Annotated in this window: 15 protein-coding genes; 6 read left to right on the top strand and 9 right to left on the bottom strand. The window is 50.0% G+C overall.

From position 1 onward, the window contains the following. Positions 1-6: 6 nt before the first annotated feature. Entirely contained in the window at positions 7-927 is a 921-nt protein-coding gene (locus KDM87_RS03415; protein ID WP_212677740.1) for a DMT family transporter, read from the bottom strand. Positions 928-990: 63 nt separating this feature from the next. Then, positions 991-2,091: an aromatic ring-hydroxylating oxygenase subunit alpha gene (locus KDM87_RS03410; protein WP_212677739.1), complete on the bottom strand. Its 1,101-nt coding sequence runs from the start codon at positions 2,089-2,091 to the stop codon at positions 991-993. A 542-nt stretch (positions 2,092-2,633) separates the two neighbouring features. Between KDM87_RS03410 and KDM87_RS03405 the strand changes: the two genes are divergently transcribed. Together KDM87_RS03405 and KDM87_RS03400 are read left to right on the top strand one after the other, a co-directional pair. Next, positions 2,634-3,566 (top strand): lipase family alpha/beta hydrolase, encoded by a 933-nt coding sequence (locus KDM87_RS03405; protein ID WP_212677738.1) that lies wholly within the window; start codon positions 2,634-2,636, stop codon positions 3,564-3,566. Between the two features lie 50 nt (positions 3,567-3,616). Then, on the top strand, positions 3,617-4,588 hold the full coding sequence (locus KDM87_RS03400; protein ID WP_212677737.1) for a lipase secretion chaperone: 972 nt from the start codon (positions 3,617-3,619) through the stop codon (positions 4,586-4,588). Positions 4,589-4,636: 48 nt separating this feature from the next. On the opposite strand, the gene KDM87_RS03395 is transcribed toward KDM87_RS03400, so the two are convergent. Continuing rightward, positions 4,637-6,853 carry a DUF1631 family protein gene (locus KDM87_RS03395; protein ID WP_212677736.1) on the bottom strand — a complete coding sequence of 739 codons (2,217 nt, stop codon included), beginning with the start codon at positions 6,851-6,853 and terminating at the stop codon, positions 4,637-4,639. Between the two features lie 411 nt (positions 6,854-7,264). Between KDM87_RS03395 and KDM87_RS03390 the strand changes: the two genes are divergently transcribed. From KDM87_RS03390 to dxs, 3 genes are read left to right on the top strand one after another with little or no spacing between them, the layout of a single operon-like run. Beyond that, the gene (locus KDM87_RS03390) at positions 7,265-7,537 is read left to right on the top strand and encodes an exodeoxyribonuclease VII small subunit (protein ID WP_212677735.1); all 273 of its coding nucleotides are present in this window, start codon (positions 7,265-7,267) and stop codon (positions 7,535-7,537) included. Next, complete coding sequence (locus tag KDM87_RS03385; RefSeq protein WP_212677734.1) at positions 7,534-8,421, top strand: polyprenyl synthetase family protein; 888 nt, start codon at positions 7,534-7,536, stop codon at positions 8,419-8,421. Before KDM87_RS03390 ends, KDM87_RS03385 begins: the two co-directional genes overlap by 4 nt. Positions 8,422-8,433: 12 nt before the next feature. After that, positions 8,434-10,305 carry a 1-deoxy-D-xylulose-5-phosphate synthase gene (gene dxs / locus KDM87_RS03380; protein WP_212677733.1) on the top strand — a complete coding sequence of 624 codons (1,872 nt, stop codon included), beginning with the start codon at positions 8,434-8,436 and terminating at the stop codon, positions 10,303-10,305. 202 nt (positions 10,306-10,507) lie between these two features. On the opposite strand, the gene lpxC is transcribed toward dxs, so the two are convergent. Beyond that, positions 10,508-11,443: a UDP-3-O-acyl-N-acetylglucosamine deacetylase gene (lpxC, locus tag KDM87_RS03375; protein ID WP_212677732.1), complete on the bottom strand. Its 936-nt coding sequence runs from the start codon at positions 11,441-11,443 to the stop codon at positions 10,508-10,510. Positions 11,444-11,598: 155 nt separating this feature from the next. Beyond that, positions 11,599-12,105, bottom strand: coding sequence for a peroxiredoxin (locus KDM87_RS03370; protein ID WP_186896389.1), 507 nt, complete (start codon positions 12,103-12,105; stop codon positions 11,599-11,601). A 544-nt stretch (positions 12,106-12,649) separates the two neighbouring features. On the opposite strand from KDM87_RS03370, the gene KDM87_RS17680 reads away from it, so the two are divergent. Continuing rightward, positions 12,650-13,645, top strand: a complete 996-nt coding sequence (locus KDM87_RS17680; protein WP_212677731.1) for a S8 family serine peptidase — start codon at positions 12,650-12,652, stop codon at positions 13,643-13,645. Positions 13,646-13,748: 103 nt separating this feature from the next. On the opposite strand, the gene ftsZ is transcribed toward KDM87_RS17680, so the two are convergent. The 4 genes from ftsZ to KDM87_RS03345 all read right to left on the bottom strand — a co-directional run bounded on the left by ftsZ (position 13,749) and on the right by KDM87_RS03345 (position 18,054). After that, on the bottom strand, positions 13,749-14,945 hold the full coding sequence (ftsZ, locus tag KDM87_RS03360) for a cell division protein FtsZ (RefSeq protein WP_212677942.1): 1,197 nt from the start codon (positions 14,943-14,945) through the stop codon (positions 13,749-13,751). Positions 14,946-15,068: 123 nt separating this feature from the next. After that, positions 15,069-16,301 carry a cell division protein FtsA gene (ftsA, locus tag KDM87_RS03355; protein WP_186884784.1) on the bottom strand — a complete coding sequence of 411 codons (1,233 nt, stop codon included), beginning with the start codon at positions 16,299-16,301 and terminating at the stop codon, positions 15,069-15,071. Beyond that, a complete protein-coding gene (locus KDM87_RS03350) occupies positions 16,298-17,080 on the bottom strand; it encodes a cell division protein FtsQ/DivIB (RefSeq protein WP_212677730.1) in 783 nt (260 codons plus the stop codon). The genes ftsA and KDM87_RS03350 overlap by 4 nt, the downstream gene beginning before the upstream one ends. Before the next feature lie 14 nt (positions 17,081-17,094). Beyond that, on the bottom strand, positions 17,095-18,054 hold the full coding sequence (locus KDM87_RS03345) for a D-alanine--D-alanine ligase (protein ID WP_212677729.1): 960 nt from the start codon (positions 18,052-18,054) through the stop codon (positions 17,095-17,097). Between the last annotated feature and the right edge of the window lie 12 nt (positions 18,055-18,066).

Below are 18,066 nucleotides of genomic sequence, written 5' to 3'. Positions count from 1 at the left end.
GTAACTTTATTCCGAGCAAATCGCATCTCTGCGGATAGGTGACTGGTCTGCTCTGGCATTATAAAAAGTGGCAATCAGGCCGCTGCATAAAATCACAGCGATGCCGACCCAGCTTAACCATGCCAGACTCTCATCCCATAACAACATGTCCCACAAGCTGGAGAACACGATACCTACATATTGCAGATTCGCCGTCACAAGCGTGTTACCCAAGCGATAAGCACGGGTCATCGCCATCTGCGCTGACGCGGCGGTAAGACCTATCGCCAGCAACAAGAGTATGCCGCGGCTATCCAGATGATGCCAGACGATTTCTTGCGCAGAGGCTTGTGCGGATTTAGCAATCAAAGTACCGAGCACGCCGGCAATCGCGCAGGTCATGGAAAAATAAAATACCACGCGGTATTCCGGCTCCCCCATCAATCCCATTTTTCTGACTTGCATATACGCCCATGCGGCCAGCATGCCAGAAACCAGCGCGATAATGCCGCCCAGCACCTGATCCGCATGTATGCTTGGACGTAACAACAGAACCACGCCGACAAACCCCAGCAAAATAGCGACAACAGGTTGCCAGGTCAAACCGCGCTGCTTATGCCACCAGGCACCGATCAGCATCATCGCAGCGATCCATATCGGTGACATGTAATTCAGAGTAACGGCCATCGCCAGCGGCAACTTACCGATAGAATAAAACCATAACCATAAGGCCAGCACACCCACCGCACCGCGCACCAGATGCTGAGACGGCATGTGGGTTTTCAAGGTCACGCCCTGAATTCTGGCGAGCATGGCCATCATCAGCATCCCGATCAGGCCGCGATAAGCGACGATTTCAGATGTAGAATAATCCGTCGAGGCCAGTTTGACGCAAACACCCATGATGGAAAACAAAAAGCTGGCAAGCAACATCCACAAAGACTGCATAAAAACCTGACTCCAAAAGACAGGGGAGGCACGCGCCTCCCCTCTTCAACTATCTGTACGATCTCAGATTGCTATTTTTTTCCGGTACCACTCATGGAAATGCTGCATACCGTCTTCCATTGGTGACTGATAAGGCCCGACTTCGTTTTCACCGCGATCCAGCAGGATTTTACGACCGGCATCCATACGCACACCAATTTCATCATCCTCGATACATGTCTCCATATAGGCGGCACGTTCAGCTTCGATGAATTCGCGTTCGAATAAAACGATTTCTTCCGGATAGTAAAACTCAACAACATTTCTGGTCTTGCCGGTGGCAGTCGGCCACAAGGTAGAAACGACCAGCACATGCGGATACCATTCGACCATGATATTCGGATACAAGGTCAGCCAGATCGCGCCGTACTTCGGCGGCTCGCCGTTGCGGTACTTCAGCACCTGCTCTTGCCAGATTCTGTATTTCTCGGAACCTGATTTCAGCAAACCGCTGTTCACGCCAACAGTCTGCACACTGTAATCTTCGCCAAATTCCCAGCGCAGATCGTCACAGGTAACGAAACTGCCAAGACCAGGATGAAATGGTTCGACGTGATAATCTTCCAGATAGACTTCGATGAACGTCTTCCAGTTGTAATCACATTCGTGCACCTCGACGTGATCCAGCATGTAGCCGGTGAAGTCGAGATCTTTGGTAACGCTGAGCTGCGCCATGCGTTCCATGACGTTGTAACCGTTCTGCTCAAACAGCAAGCCATTCCAGTTCTGCAATGGCGTGCGCTTCAGATTCATACAAGGTGTATCTGAAAAATGCGGCGCCCCTATCAGTTCGCCTTTGAGATCATAAGTCCAGCGATGCAGCGGACAAACGATATTATTTGCATTGCCGCGCCCATTGAACATCAGCGCCTGACGATGACGACAGACGTTAGACATCAGCTCGATCCCCTGAGCACTGCGAACCAGCATACGTCCTTCGTTTTCGGACGCTAAAGTTGCAAAGTCACCGAGATTCGGCACCATCAACTCGTGACCGACATAACGAGGACCAGAGTGGAACAAGTCTTTGATTTCGCGCTGTAACAGCGTTTCATCAAAATAGACATGCACCGGAAGTTGCGCGTCAGAACGCGCGAGTGTAGACAAAGAAGCCAGATCGGACATCCCCACCCCCCAAATTAATTTGCACCAACCTAAGAGAGAAAGAATCCACAAAAACCTGTTTTCGCATGGGTTTTCAATCCAGGCGAAAGTTCAAACGATCAAACGACTTGAAGAGGAAATTTTGGACAGAACCGCGGATTATACCCGAATCGTCGTAGGTTCGCCCTGCAAGCAATGATTTCCTGAGAAAAATCAAATAATTAAAACGATACGGCGTTCGTCCCAACGCAAACATCTCGCATCGGCAAACAAACAACATCAATGCTTTTTAGACGCGACCGTCTAATTTCTATCTTTCGCCGCATCAAACACAGCACTTACCGCCAGCCTCACTCTGAAGAAAATTTGCTGCAAGTGCAAATATATGATGAAAATTATTAATTCTATTAACTCAATCCAACTTTTATGCTGCATAGCAGCTTGTCTTCACCTTTCTCTGAACTTAGCCTGATTCTGGCTGATTTGACCAGAACTCGGAGAAGTTCAGTGCAAACACGCCCCCATCCGGTTTCATTTGAATTAACTTATTCGAAAGAATCAACATGAAAAAAACACTGATAACAAAGCTGATGGCGATTTTGTTTGCCATCTGCGCCCTGCCCGCTCAGACATGGGCGGCAGGGTATACGGAGACAAAATATCCTATTGTGTTAGTCCACGGCTTATTTGGATTTGACAATATTGGCCCGGTTGACTATTGGTACGGTATTCCATCGGCCCTGCGCTCAGACGGTGCGCGGGTGTATGTCACGCAAGTTGCAGCAGCCAACAGTACAGAAGTCCGTGGTGAACAATTGCTGACGCAGGTCAAGCAAATTCTTGCAGTCACCGGTGCCAGCAAAGTGAATCTGATCGGTCACAGCCACGGTGGGCCAACGACCCGCTATGTGGCATCGGTCAGGCCAGATCTGGTCGCATCAGTCACATCAGTCGGTGGCGTCAACCGGGGTTCCGCCGTGGCAGATATTATTCTGGGTATCGCACCACCGGGCTCTGTGACGAACAGCGTGCTTGTTTCTGTGACTAACGGTCTGGCGAAAGTCATCAGCTTCTTATCGGGGCAACCGAATTTGTCGCAAGATGCGCTGGCGGCGGCAAATTCCCTCAGCACTGCTGGGTCGCTAAAATTCAATAGCAAACATCCGGAAGGCGTACCGACCACTGCTTGCGGTGAAGGTGCATATAACGTCAACAACGTTGCGTATTACTCGTGGAGCGGTGCCAAACCGTACACTAATGTTCTTGATGTCGTTGATCCGGCCCTCTCTCTGACCTCGCTGGCCTTTGGCGGCAGCAAAAACGACGGGCTGGTCAGCAGTTGCTCATCCCATCTCGGCAAGGTTATTCGCGATGACTACGCGATGAATCATCTTGACGAAGTGAATCAGACCATAGGCCTGGTCAATATTTTTGAAACGAATCCGGTAACGATATACCGGCAGCATGCAAATCGCTTGAAAAATAGCGGCTTGTAAGCAGAAACACCAGCGCTGAAGATTTTCTGAATATACCGGATCGGGATTTTATGAAAACAAGAAATCTGACTTTTCTGGCAGCGACGCTCACTCTGATCGTCGCCTCTTTTTCCCTCATGTCGAAACAAGGTAGTCGCGAAGAGCAAGCCATCAGACTGACACCACCAGACCGCATGTTTTCATTCGTAAGATCGATGGAAGGTACTAGCGTAGATGGACAAGCAACACAAGCAGACGATGGAAATCTGGTCGTCAACGCTGAATTAAGACTGATGTTTGATTATTACCTAGCTGCCACCGGCGAAAAAAGCATTCCGGATATTAAACGCGAAATCGAAAACGTACTCGATCAGAAACTTAAGCCGCATGCAGCAGCGCAGGCAAAAGAATTACTGACACGCTACCTTGGGTATAAGCAGGCATTGCTCGATCTGGAGAAAAATAGCGGAGCATCAGCCACAAGTCACACAAATAACATGAGCAACGACATGATCGCAGCGATGCAGAAGCGATGGCAAAGCATGCAGAAATTGCGCTTACAATTTTTTAGCGCCAAAGACAATCAGGCGCTGTTTGGTTTTGATGATGCTTACGACATGGATGCACTGGCACGGTTAGAGATCAGTCAGAACCCTGCTTACAGCGATCAACAAAAACAGGAAAAACTTCAAGCCTTAGACGCCACGATGTCACAGGAGCTCCGCGAAGCGAAGAGCGCTCCATATCAGATCATACGGCTCGAAGAACAGGCTCAGCAATTACGTTCCAGCGGTGCGAGCGAGGATGACATTTACCGGATGCGGGCAGCCGCTGTCAGCCCTGAGGCAGCCAACAGACTAGCTGATCTGGACCGGGAAGAAGCAAAATGGAAAACGCGGATCGCAAGCTATCTTGAGCAAAGAAGACAGTTGCTGAGCAGGGATGACAATAAAAATACGACTGAAAAAAACACAGCACTACAACAATTGCGGGATCGGTATTTCAATATTCAGGAACAAAATCGCCTGGCGGCGTATGAATAAAAATATCCGATGAAACTGGCCTGACACCGCAGTCTGAGCAACAATCAATCAGGCTGCGGTCTCACGTGTTTCCATCTGTTCGTCTGGCGAGTCGGGCAACGTCGCCAGCGCTTCTTGCAATGCGCGGTCAACGACTTTATCTAACTGTAAAATCTGCGCACGTTTTTCACGGAACGCCTGTTCCAGATTTTTTGCGGAGACGGAAAAACTTTTTTCTTTTTCACTCGCGGTAAAAATATACAGGCTGCGCATAGGGCTGACCCATGCGAGCCTGACTCTGACGATCTGCGCATTCTCCTGGGTGAATTCTATCCAGATACCACGTTCCAGCTGATGCACAAGATCGACAAACTCATCGTCAGTGACAAGTTCTTCATGCGCGGCATTTTTCTCAGCTTCGGCGCGTTTTTCCAAGCGACGTTCGGTCGCTTGCTGCGCGGCTTCAACGGCAAGTTCCAGTTGTCTGTCTGGCGACAACTCTAACGGTGCGCGCACAATAGACGCGTGACACTCAGAAAGCTCAGCAAAAAACTGTACGCGATCGGCATCTTCCCATTTAATCAGGCTCAGCCATTTATTCAGACGTGCCAGAATCGCTGGCAGGCGATTCAATAATTCCTGTCTGTCTTGCAAGGTGAATTTTGGTTTCACGCTCCAGATCAGGTCATCCATCGTTTTAATCGCATCTTGCACTGCGTGCGGCTTTTCATCTTTAACACTGTAAGCCAGCGTCAATACCTTAATCCATCGGCTTTCAAGAAAAGTCTCAACAAAAGCGACGACTTCGCCGGAACCAACACGGATCGCCACTTCCTGATTCGCATGTATGCTCGCCTGCTTAATTTTTTCTTTGCGGATCGCACTCTTGATCGGTGCTTCTAATGCTTGCGCATTTGCCTGTTCTTCTTTTTCTATGAAAGATTCAAGATCGGTAACGACCTCGTCAAACAAGGCAATTTCCTGATCAAACTCTTGCGACACTCTCTCGACATTACGCTTCATCGTCTGGAACAGAGGGTCCTGTGCACCTTTGTTCTGATCCAAGGACAAACTGTAACGAGACAACAGATCAATCAGACGACGCGCCGGATGCTGATCTTTAAAGAAAAATTCTTTATCAATTAATGCCGCTTTTAATACCGGTACCTGCAAAACGGAAATCAGTTCTTTTACCGGTGCAGGAATTGCCTGATTACGGAAAACATTATCAAAAACCTGCGACAACAAATCGAGCGTATGTTTTTCAACGCCGGTCGTCGCTACGTCTGCAACATGTTCGCGCATTTGCGACAAGCGCATGACCTCGCCTGCGCCGGACATCATCTGATTGAGTTTCAGATTCTGCTGAAATTCCGCCAGATGCTGAAACAGGCGGGACTCAGCAGGATTAGATGCAAATCCGGAATGGTCAGAGTAATTTCCGCTACTGCGTGGTGCTTGTTGCTGACTCTGCGCACCGGAAAAATAACGCTTCAGCTTTTGCGCTATGTCTTGTGAATGACTTTCCTGTTCCGCGTTTTTAGCTTCAGTTTCATCATCCGCCGAGGTGGTCGTCTTGTTTTGATTGCGACGAATTTTATAAGAATCCTGTAAATCAGGCAGGATTCCTTTCTTCACCAAAGCCGAATTGATTTCATACAAAATCGGCTCAAGATCAAACAAAATATCTGCACGTAACAAAGGCAGTACCATCTCGTGCGTTCCCACCTCAGGATCAAACTGACACCATGCTGAGTACAGAGCATTCAGCAAAATATCCGGGCGGAACGGGTTCTGGGCAATACTTAATGTCTCGCGACCGAGCAAATGCGACAGCCGCATGTTCAACGCGGCATATTGCTCCGCGCTGTCGAGTTCGATTGCGCGGCTGACTCTGCTGAGAGCCAGCTTTTTATCCATTTCTTCATAACTGATCAGACTCAGATCTGCATCCGTTGCCGTACTTACTCTGCTTCCAGATTGCTTGGGTGAAATCAGCAGATCCACTTCCTGGCGAAATGCTTTTTCTACCTCGGCAGACGATAAATGATAAAACGCATACGCATTTTTTTTCAGTATCTGCCCGGCATTGAAACTCAGATTTGCTTCGCGCGAATCCATACTTTGCTCAGACATCGCCAGGAAAGCATTCGACAAACGAGAAGAAAATGCGTCCAGTTGTGACACAACCAGATGCGTTGCCAGCGGAATCAATCCACGCAACACATCCTCAGCGGCGGCAGAGCCCGTCGCTGTTTTTGCGTGTAATGGATGAAGACCGCTCATAATTGAAAAGAAAACCTTATCAGATGCAACAAATGTAGAAAATGAGACTCATAATTACGGCACTCAATAGTGGAAGTTGAGGAATTGCGCGTATCACGGATGAAATCTGATTATTTCAACAAGATCAGTGACTTACGATGCAATATACAGTCAATAAAAAGGCCATTGAGCACACTATATACGCATATTTTCCACATGGAAATGTTTTGAATGCAATTTCAGATTGCGTTCAGTATAAATCCCTACGCATAAGCACACCGGTTTCCCAACTGAAACAATTATTTCAAATTGTAAGTAAACATCGGGACTAAAAAAGCAGAATCACCGCCAAGCTGACTTGTTTGCTCTAAAATAGAACGTTACATTTCTTTTTTGCGTAATTTCACGCGCTGTTAGTCATTGAATATCAATATGCCTAAAAAAAACGCTGGCGCAAACCAGCCGGATCCCGCCAACACGCCAGTCTCTTTTGAGGCCGCAATGAATGAACTAACCGGACTGGTGGCAAAAATGGAAGCTGGGGATCTGCCACTGGAAGCCTCTGTCATTGCTTATCAGCGTGGCGCTGAATTAATTCAATTTTGTACTTCACAGCTGGATAAAGTGGAGCAACAAGTCAAAGTATTGGAAGCCGGAATGTTGAAATCTTTCCATGCAGACAATGGGGATGAGGATCTCTCATGAGCCAACAATTCCGTGTCTGGATGCAACAAAAACAGGATCAATGCGAACGAGCGCTAGCGGATTTCATCCCGCAAGCCTCCGTTGTTCCAGGTCATTTGCACGAAGCTATGCGTTATGCCGCGCTGGATGGTGGTAAGCGCGTTCGTCCATTACTGGTCTATGCGGCGGGGCAATTATTCGATGCGCCGCAGGAAGCATTGGATCGTGCTGCTGCTGCAGTCGAAATGATTCACGCGTATTCGCTGGTACATGATGATATGCCATGCATGGATGATGATGCGCTGCGCCGTGGCAAACCGACCGTACATGTGAAATATGACGAAGCAACCGCCCTGCTGGTTGGCGATGCCTTGCAAGCACAGGCATTTCTGGTTCTTTCCGAAGGAAATGCCAGTGCAGAAACCAGACTCGGACTCGTGCGTCTGCTCGCGCATGCCTCGGGCTCGGTCGGTATGTGCGGTGGTCAGGCCATTGATCTCGCCAGTGTAGGTCTGGCACTAACACGCGAACAGCTGGAACAAATGCACCGCTTAAAAACCGGCGCTTTGCTGAGGGCTTCGGTACTGCTGGGTGCATCCTGCGGCAAAACATTAAATCCGGAAGAAACTGCTGCGCTGCATACCTATGCAGCAGCAATCGGCCTGGCATTCCAAGTCGTCGATGACGTGCTCGATGCGACAGCTGACTCTGCAACACTCGGCAAAACAGCCGGTAAAGACGCCGCAGACAATAAACCGACGTATGTCAGCCTGCTGGGTCTGGCTGCATCCCAGGAATTAGCCCGGCAACTCTGCCGCGAGGCTCACAGCGCGCTGGATTCCTTTGGCGACAAAGCACAACTGCTCCGGGATCTGGCCGATCTGATCGTGCAGCGACAAGCATAACAAGCATCTACTATGACGAATTTACTGCAAAAAATTAACTCTCCTGCCGATCTGCGGCTATTGTCGCGCCATCAGTTAGCACCGCTGGCGGATGAATTGCGCCAATACGTGATCGATTCCGTTTCCAAAACCGGCGGGCATCTGTCATCTAATCTCGGCACGGTAGAGCTGACACTGGCGCTGCATTACGTATTTAATACACCGGAAGACCGTTTGATCTGGGACGTCGGTCATCAGACTTATCCGCACAAAATTCTGACCGGCCGGCGTGATCGCATGCACACTTTGCGTCAATGGGAAGGCATCTCCGGCTTCCCGCGCAGGGACGAAAGCGAATACGACACCTTTGGCACAGCACATTCCTCGACCTCGATTTCAGCAGCTTTAGGTATGGCGCTGGCCGCCCGCACGAAAGGTGAAGACCGGCATGCGGTCGCCATTATCGGTGATGGCTCCATGACTGCCGGTATGGCTTTTGAAGCGCTGAACAATGCCGGTGTGCATGAAGACATCAACCTGCTGGTGGTGTTAAACGACAATGATATGTCGATCTCGCCTCCGGTCGGTGCGCTGAATCGTTATCTGGCACGCCTGATGTCCGGCAAGTTTTACGCAGCAGCGCGCAACGTCGGCAAATCTGTACTGCCTTCACCTGTACTGGAACTCGCCAAGCGCTTTGAAGAACACGCAAAAGGTATGCTGGTACCGGCCACGATGTTTGAAGAATTCGGTTTCAATTACATCGGCCCGATCGACGGTCACGATCTCGAATCACTGATCCCCACGCTGCAAAATATCCGGCAACTCAAAGGGCCGCAGTTTTTGCACGTGGTCACCAAAAAAGGTCAGGGATATAAACTGGCGGAAGCCGATCCTGTGTTGTATCACGGCCCGGGCAAATTTAATCCGGCCGAAGGCATCAAACCAAGCACGTCGGCGAAACAAACCTATACCCAGGTTTTCGGGCAATGGCTGTGCGATATGGCCGCCAGCGACCAAAAACTGGTGGGGATCACGCCCGCGATGCGTGAAGGTTCAGGCATGGTGGAATTTGAAAAACAATTTCCGAAACGTTATTACGACGTTGGCATTGCTGAACAGCATGCCGTCACATTTGCCGCCGGTCTAGCCTGCGAAGGCCTGAAACCTGTTGTCGCGATTTACTCCACCTTCCTGCAACGCGCTTACGATCAGTTGATCCACGACGTGGCCCTGCAAAATCTGGATGTGACATTCGCGCTGGACCGCGCCGGACTGGTCGGCGCCGATGGTGCCACCCATGCGGGCAATTACGACATCGCCTATTTGCGCTGTATTCCTAACATGGTTGTGATGGCGGCCTCCGATGAAAATGAATGTCGCCAGATGCTGACAACCGGCTACAACTATCCCGGCCCTGCTGCCATACGCTACCCACGCGGTGCCGGTATCGGCGTCAAACCTGAGACTGAATTAAGCAGTCTGATTATTGGTAAAGGCGAAGTCAGACGCGAGGGCAACAAGATCGCGATTCTGGCGTTCGGCTCTATGCTGCAAGCATCGTTGCAGGCCGCCGATGTTCTGGATGCCACCGTGGCGAATATGCGTTTCATCAAGCCGCTGGATGTCGAATTACTGAAAACGCTTGCTGACTCGCATGATGTGCTGGTGACCGTAGAAGAAGGTTGCAAAATGGGCGGCGCCGGATCAGCCGTGGCTGAAGCGCTGGCCGAGGCTGGCATCTGCAAACCTTTGCTGATCCTCGGTTTGCCGGACAAGTTTATCGATCATGGCGATCCGGCATTGTTATTGAGCCAGTGCGGGCTCGATAGCAATGGCATCGTGCAGGCGATACGCGAACGCTTTAAACTCAGCGCCACAGCAACACCAGCGCAGGCAGCCTGATTACCGGCAACGGCGCGATCAACGAAAAATGGCTACCATGCAGTAGCCATTTTTTTTGCCTGCTTGAGATCGGCGGATGGATCCCAGACGTCAATAGCGGCAAATCGAAGCCCCCGAGAGCCTAAATATACTCCCCCCAGTATCTATTAAACCCCTTTATTTACGCTGAGAATAACGTTTTTTACGACATACTCCCCTGAAATCAGGCGGCAACCCATTCGCGTGTGGCTTGTCCGGCATAGCTGACGGGCGCATTCTGCACATCGTCAAAGGTCACAATCTCGTACGCATCCGGTTGTGCCAACAAAGCCCGCAACAATTGGTTATTCAACCCATGTCCGGATTTGTGTGCGGTGTAGCTGGCCAGGAAAGGATGGCCGATCAGATACAGATCACCGATGGCATCGAGTATTTTATGCCGCACGAATTCATCATCGAAACGCAGACCATCTGAATTCAGTATCCGGTATTCATCCATCACGATCGCGTTTTCCATAGAGCCGCCGCGCGCCAGCCCGATACCGCGCAGCATTTCTACATCCTGCATGAAACCGAAAGTGCGCGCTCTGGCGACATCTTTGACAAACGAGACTTTTTCAAAATCGACCTCGGCGGTCTGCACCGTGCCATCCACTGCGGGGTGATTGAATTCAATAAAAAAATGCAGCTTAAAACCGTTATACGGTTCCAGTCTTGCCCATTTTTCAGCAGCCCCTTTGCCCTCGCGGATTTCCACGGGTTTCAGCACGCGGATGAATTTCTTGGCTGCGTCTTGCTGTTGCAAACCAGCTTCCTGCAATAAGTAAACGAACGACGACGCGGAGCCATCCATAATCGGAATTTCTTCAGCGCTGACATCAATGTACAGATTATCGATACCAAGTCCAGCGCACGCGGATAACAGATGCTCAACGGTAGAAACGCGTTCGTCGCCGTTCGATAAAGTGGATGCCATGCGGGTGTCGCCGACACCGGTTGCGTTGGCAGGAAAAACTAATGGCGGCGTCAGATCCGTACGGGTAAACACAATGCCGGTATCCACCGGTGCCGGGCGCAAAACCAGCTCGACCTTGGTGCCGGAATGCAGACCCACGCCTATGGTTCTGACTTCTTGTTTGATAGTGATTTGCTTTAACATCTTAGTATTATAACGAGTCACACCAAGCCGATGTGCTGGCGCTGCCATTCGCTGTTGCAAAAACAGATAAGCTGCAAACGAGCGCTAAAAAACACTGATATAAAAAAACAGCGCCAGCCAGTAAATGGCGGCGCTGCTCTCTGGGAAACTGACAATTAAGCGAGTTGTGCTAACAAAGTTTCCACATTGGATACCTCAAATTTGCCGCCGGCTTCCACGTTCAGTTGCTTGACGACACCGTCAACTGCCAGCAAAGAATAACGCTGGGAACGAATACCCATACCAAATTTACTGAAATCGGCGTCCAGACCCAGCGCTTTGCTGAATGCAGCATTACCGTCGGCCATCATACGCACGACGCCGGTGGCTTTCTGATCGCGACCCCACGCGCCCATAACAAACGCGTCGTTCACGGAGACACACCATATTTCATCAACGCCTTTGGCTTTTAATTCAGCAGCATGCGCGATGTAGCCAGGAAGATGTTGTGCCGAACAAGTTGGCGTGTATGCACCTGGCAGACCAAAAATGGCAATCGTTTTTCCTTTGACCAGATCAGCAACCTGGAAAGTATTCGGGCCAATACTGCAACCTTCGCCAGCTACCTCGACAAATTCTGCCAGGCTGCCTGCCGGTAAATGTTCGCCAATTTGTATGCTCATCATCATTCCTTTCGTTTAATTCAACTCATTCACTATCTTGCGATAGCCCGTTACGCCAGACCAATCCGGCGATCAAGTTCGCAGTATGCCTGAGCTGCCGAAAAGCTGCTGACGGCGCCATAAAGTTAAAACCGGGCAAGCGACGCCGTAAATGTTTCTATTTTAAAAATTTTACATTTTTATATGTATTTTCCCAACAGCAAGTTCCAAAAGTGCAATACAGATGCTAGGATAGCCCAATTAATTACTTAAATATTAATAATTTAGACTGGTAATTCCCATTACATGGAGGGGTGCATACAAATGAAGCAATCCAAGGCAAATGGTAGTATTCACAGGAAATATCTTGCAAGCGCACTAATCAGCATCGGCGTCAGTTACAGGCTTTCAGGATGTGGTGGCGGCAGTAGTGCTCCGGCGGCGGTCGCCCCCCCACACCACCAACCGTCAGTATCGATGTGTTCGGCGCGCGCGGCGCGCTGTTAACCGCGGTTGTCAGCAGCACTGACGCGCCACTGCTAGTCAAAAGCTCGCAGCAAATTCCGTGCATACGGCACTTTCCGCTTTTGCGGTACTGCAAAACGGCAGCGCTGTGGCCTGGGGCAATCCGGTCTGGGGCGGACAAACCAGCACTGCTGCGGCAACCACTGGTATTTCTCAGTTATACGCATCCGAGCGCGGCTTTGCAGCGCTGCTCAGCGACAATACTATCAAAGCCTGGGGCAGCAGCTATGTTGCAGTCAGCGATCCGAATTTAGTCTATCCGGCAACAGGCGCAATCGCGACTAGCCCACTGACCAACGTCGCTACCGTCATGCCAGGCAGACTCGCCTATTTCGTAACAAAAAAAGACGGCTCGATTGCCGCCTGGGGAAATTTCCGTGGCATTACCGATGGCGTAGATGGCTATATCGGTGACGCGAAAACAGGTCTCAACCCTGTCACGCTGGCATTGCTGTGCGACGTCAAAGCGCAGGCTTCGACCGAGGGTGCGTATGCTTTATTGAAAGGTGACGGGACTGTGGTGACATTTGGCGATCAGGATGTCGGCGGTAAAACTAATGCTGCAGCCTATCAAAGTGCGATCACGAATGGATCAGTGATTGTTGTCGCTGCCGGCAATGAAGCACTTGACGCACGCTTGTCGAGTCCGGCGAACTGCCCGGGTGTGATTACCGTCGCATCAAACTCGATCACCGGTGGCCGTGCAAGTTATTCAAATTACGGAGCAACTGTCAGCGTCACCGCACCGGGTGGCGGTTTTACGACAGCAGCGGACCGAATCCTCTCAACGCTGCCAAGTGGAAAAACCGTCGCGACCGATGACACTACCTATGGGTTGATGGCGGGTACCTCACAAGCGACACCGCATGTGGCAGGTGTGATCGCGCTGATGATGGCGATTAATCCTAAACTAACATCCGCGCAGGTACGCAGCATATTGATCAAAACCGCTCGTCCGGCACCAGCAAACTGTCCCGGCTGCGGTGCTGGTATCATTGATGCGGCTGCAGCCGTCAAAGCAGCCAGCGGAAATTAAAAAATAATGCCCTGGAGGTATCGGGGCATGCTTTGATTAATTTCGCAGAAAATAAAAAAGCCCGCATTGTATGCGGGCTTTTTTTATGAGTTCGACAGAAAAATTAGTCTGCCTGCTTACGCAAAAATGCTGGAATGTCATAGGTTTCCATGCCATTTTTTTCCAACGCACGCACTGTGTCAGATGCAGATTCGCGACGCCATACTGCTGGCTTGCTCAATCCGTCAAATGCCGGTGCAGCGCTTGCCATACCATTCGACACTGTCGTTGTCGCCATCGCAGCTGCCATCATCGGCTCATTATTGGTACCGGTACGCAGCATCGGTGTTTGCACCAGCTGAATATTTTTCTTACCGCGTCCCAGTCCTGTCGCAACAACAGTCACACGGATATCGTCACCCATAGTGTCGTCGTAGGCGATACCTTGAGCAATCGATGCATCCGGTGCTGCGAATGCGCGCACAGCTGCCATGACTTCTTTAATTTCTTTACCTTTGAGGCTGCGGCTGGCAGTTACATTCACCAACACGCCACGTGCGCCCGACAGATCAATACCATCCAGCAAAGGTGATGCAACAGCTTGTTCAGCAGCGATGCGCGCGCGATCAACACCGGATGCTGTCGCTGTACCCATCATTGCTTTACCTTGCTCGCCCATGATCGTTTTCACGTCGTTAAAGTCGACATTGATATGACCCGGTACATTGATGATTTCAGCAATACCGGCAACGGCATTGTTAAGCACATCGTCAGCGTGTTGCAGCCATTCGATCATGCTGTCGTCTTCATAAATCTCTTCGAGTTTTTCGTTGAGAATGATGATCAGCGAATCAACGTGCTGTGTCAGCGCATCCAGACCTTCATCGGCGATGTCCATGCATTTCTTACCTTCGTAAGAAAAAGGTTTGGAAACGACCGCAACGGTTAACGCACCAAGCTCTTTCGCCACTTGTGCCACGACCGGTGCAGCACCGGTACCAGTACCACCGCCCATACCGGCAGCGATAAAGACCATATGCGCACCACGCAATGCGTCTTCGATGCGGGCACGTGAATCCTCTGCCAACTTACGACCAACGTCCGGTTTCATACCTGCACCCAAACCGGTTTCACCGATTTGAATCACGTTATGCGCTTTGGATTGCAGCAATGCTTGCGCATCCGTATTTGCAGCGATGAATTCAACGCCGCAAACACCTTTATTGATCATGTGCTGAACAGCATTGCCGCCGGCACCACCCACGCCAACCACTTTGATTACAGTACCTTGTGTGGCGTTATCAACCATATCGAACTCCATCATGACTCCTCCAGATAGGCAGTTACCAGTCGCTAATGATCACAAGATGTGACGACTAGCGACTAATAACTGTAGATCAAACCATTATAAAATGAGTACACCAATTACGATACAAAAAGCTACTTAAAAATTCCCCAAAAACCACTCTTTCATGCGCTGCCAGACTGCTTTTGCTGAACCTTCCTGCCTTGTCACAAGATGACCGCGCAAATACTGCTTCTTCGCTTCCAACAACAACCCTAAAACAGTGGCATAACGCGGACTTCTGACGACATCAGCAAGTTGTCCGCTGTACGCTGGCATCCCTAATCTCGTTGGCTTTAAAAATATGTCTTCAGCCATCTCAACCATGCCTGGCATCGCTGACGATCCACCTGTTAACACGATGCCCGACGAGAGCACATCTTCATAACCGGATTCACGTACCACCTGGTGCACCAACGCAAATAATTCTTCAACACGTGGTTCAATCACTGCCGCCAACGCCTGACGTGACAAAGAGCGCGGACCACGATCACCCAACCCCGGTACATCCAGCGTATCCGCAGGATCAGCCAGTACTTGTTTGGCAACACCAAAACGCACTTTGATTTCTTCTGCTTCCGAAGTCGGTGTGCGCAAAGCCATCGCAATATCATTCGTGATCTGATCGCCTGCAATCGGAATCACTGCCGTATGACGAATTGCACCTTCACTGAAGACCGCCACATCTGTCGTGCCGCCACCGATATCAATCAGAACAACGCCGAGTTCTTTTTCGTCTTTCGTCAGTACCGCTTCTGCCGATGCCATCGGTTGCAAAATCAGATCAGATACTTCCAGTCCACAACGGCGCACACACTTCACAATATTCTGGACCGCAGAAACCGCACCGGTCACGATATGTACTTTGACTTCGAGACGAATACCGCTCATACCTATCGGTTCTCGCACGTCATCCTGACTATCGACGATGAATTCCTGTGGCAAGGTATGCAGCAGTTGCTGATCAGTCGGAATGTTGACCGCTTTTGCCGTTTCGATGACACGCGACACGTCGGCGGCGGTGACTTCCTTATCTTTAATCGCCACCATGCCGCTGGAATTAAAGCTGCGGATATGACTACCTGCAATGCCGGTATAGACGCGACTGATCTTACAGTCCGCCATCAGCTCGGCCTCTTCAAGCGCACGCTGTATCGATTCGACGGTCGCCTCAATATTCACGACCACGCCTTTTTTCAGGCCTTTCGATTCGTGCTGTCCCAGGCCGATCACTTCATGCCTGCCATCCGGCATGACTTCAGCGACAACCGCCACCACTTTGGAGGTTCCGATATCGAGACCAACGATCAGATTTTTTGCGTCTTTTGTCATGTCTTTCCACTTGCTTTTGTTTGCTTTTTCAATCCCATGGAACTGTGGCTGGACTTCAACGCCAATCCATTTGGATAACGCATATCTACACTTTGAATACTATCTTCCAGACTCGATATCAATTGTGGATATACCGTCATCAATTTATCCACTCTATCTTGCAAAGTCTTACCGTCCTGCACCCTGCCCAACTCTACCTGCATGCCATTATTTAATTTGACGCTCCATGCATAACGACTGGAATATTTAACTTCGTCCGGTTCGAGATTAATTCTGGAGAACCATTTTTTAAATTCCTGATACTGCGTCAGCACTTCTTTTTCACTGCCATCCGGGCCACTCAGGTTAATCAGATCAGCATCTTCTTCTGCTTCGGCAAGGTTGGCGGTAAACACATCGCCATTCACAGAAATCAAACGACCGTCGTCCCCCCAGGTGCCCAATACAACATGCTCGTCCAGTTTCACAATCAGCTTATTCGGCCACTCTCTCTGAATACTCGCTTTTCTTACCCACGGCACGCTTTCGAAAGCACCGCGGACAGCATCCAGATTCGCCGTAAAAAAATTTCCTCTGATTCGTGGAATGGCTGAATTTTTAATCGTCAGCGCATTCACATGTTTTAAGGCTTGAGAACTCATGCCTTCCACACGAATCGAGGTCAATGTGAACATCGGGCGTTGTATCACCCACCAGACACCAGACATCATCAGGATGAACAGCACCATGCCGAATAAGGCATTTGCCGTGTTGTTCATCAGTTTGACGTCATGCCACATCAGTTATTCCTTTTTTACTTTGTTTCAGTGCGGATTTTCAAACGCGCTGTTTTTAAAATTTCGACGCACAGGTTCTCGTAACTCATCCCGGTTGCTTTGGCAGCCATCGGTACCAGCGAATGCCCGGTCATGCCTGGCGAGGTATTAATCTCCAGCAAAAATGGACGCTGATCCGAATTGCGTACCAACACGTCTATCCTTGCCCAGCCTTCACAATCTAATGCGCGATAAGCCTCGACCGCCATTTGCTGAATCGCGGTTGTCAGTGTCGCATCCAATGGTGCGGGACACAGGTATTGCGTATCGTCGGTAAAATATTTGTTCTGATAATCATAGTTACCATCCGGTGCAACGATTTCAATGATGGGCAACGCATACGCCTGCTCACCTCTGCCGAGCACGGCAACAGTGAATTCACGACCTTCAATAAATTCCTCCGCCAGCACGACTTCATCAAACTGCGCTGCGAGCGTATAAGCCTGCTGCATTTCAGCAGCAGTATTCACTTTGGTAATTCCTATCGTCGAGCCCTCGTGCGGCGGCTTCATGATCAGTGGCAAACCGAGGTTCTGAGTAATCGCTGGCAAATCAGATTGCGCATTCAACACGGCATAACCCGGCGTACTGATGCCATGGGTTTGCCAGATGCGCTTCGTAAAAATTTTGTCCATGGCAATCGCCGAAGCCATAACTCCGCTACCGGTATACGGAATATTCAATTGTTCCAGCACACCTTGCATACTGCCGTCTTCACCATAGCGGCCATGCAATGCGATAAACACGCGGTCAAATTTTTCAGCAGCTAATTCTGCAATACTGCGTTCAGCAGGATCAAAGGCATGCGCGTCGACACCCTTGCTTTTCAGCGCTGCCAGTACACCGCTGCCAGACATGATGGAGATATCATGCTCAGCAGAACGCCCGCCAAACAAAACGCCGACTTTACCTAAAGATTTATAATCAATTTCGCTCATGATTTTTTATCA

It is taken from the genome of Cognatundibacterium rivi (assembly GCF_018139565.1).
In the GTDB taxonomy this organism is placed as follows: domain Bacteria; phylum Pseudomonadota; class Gammaproteobacteria; order Burkholderiales; family Burkholderiaceae_D; genus Undibacterium; species Undibacterium rivi.
The sequence above is the reverse complement of the archived record's forward strand: the minus strand, read 5'-3'. Positions and strand labels throughout refer to the sequence as shown.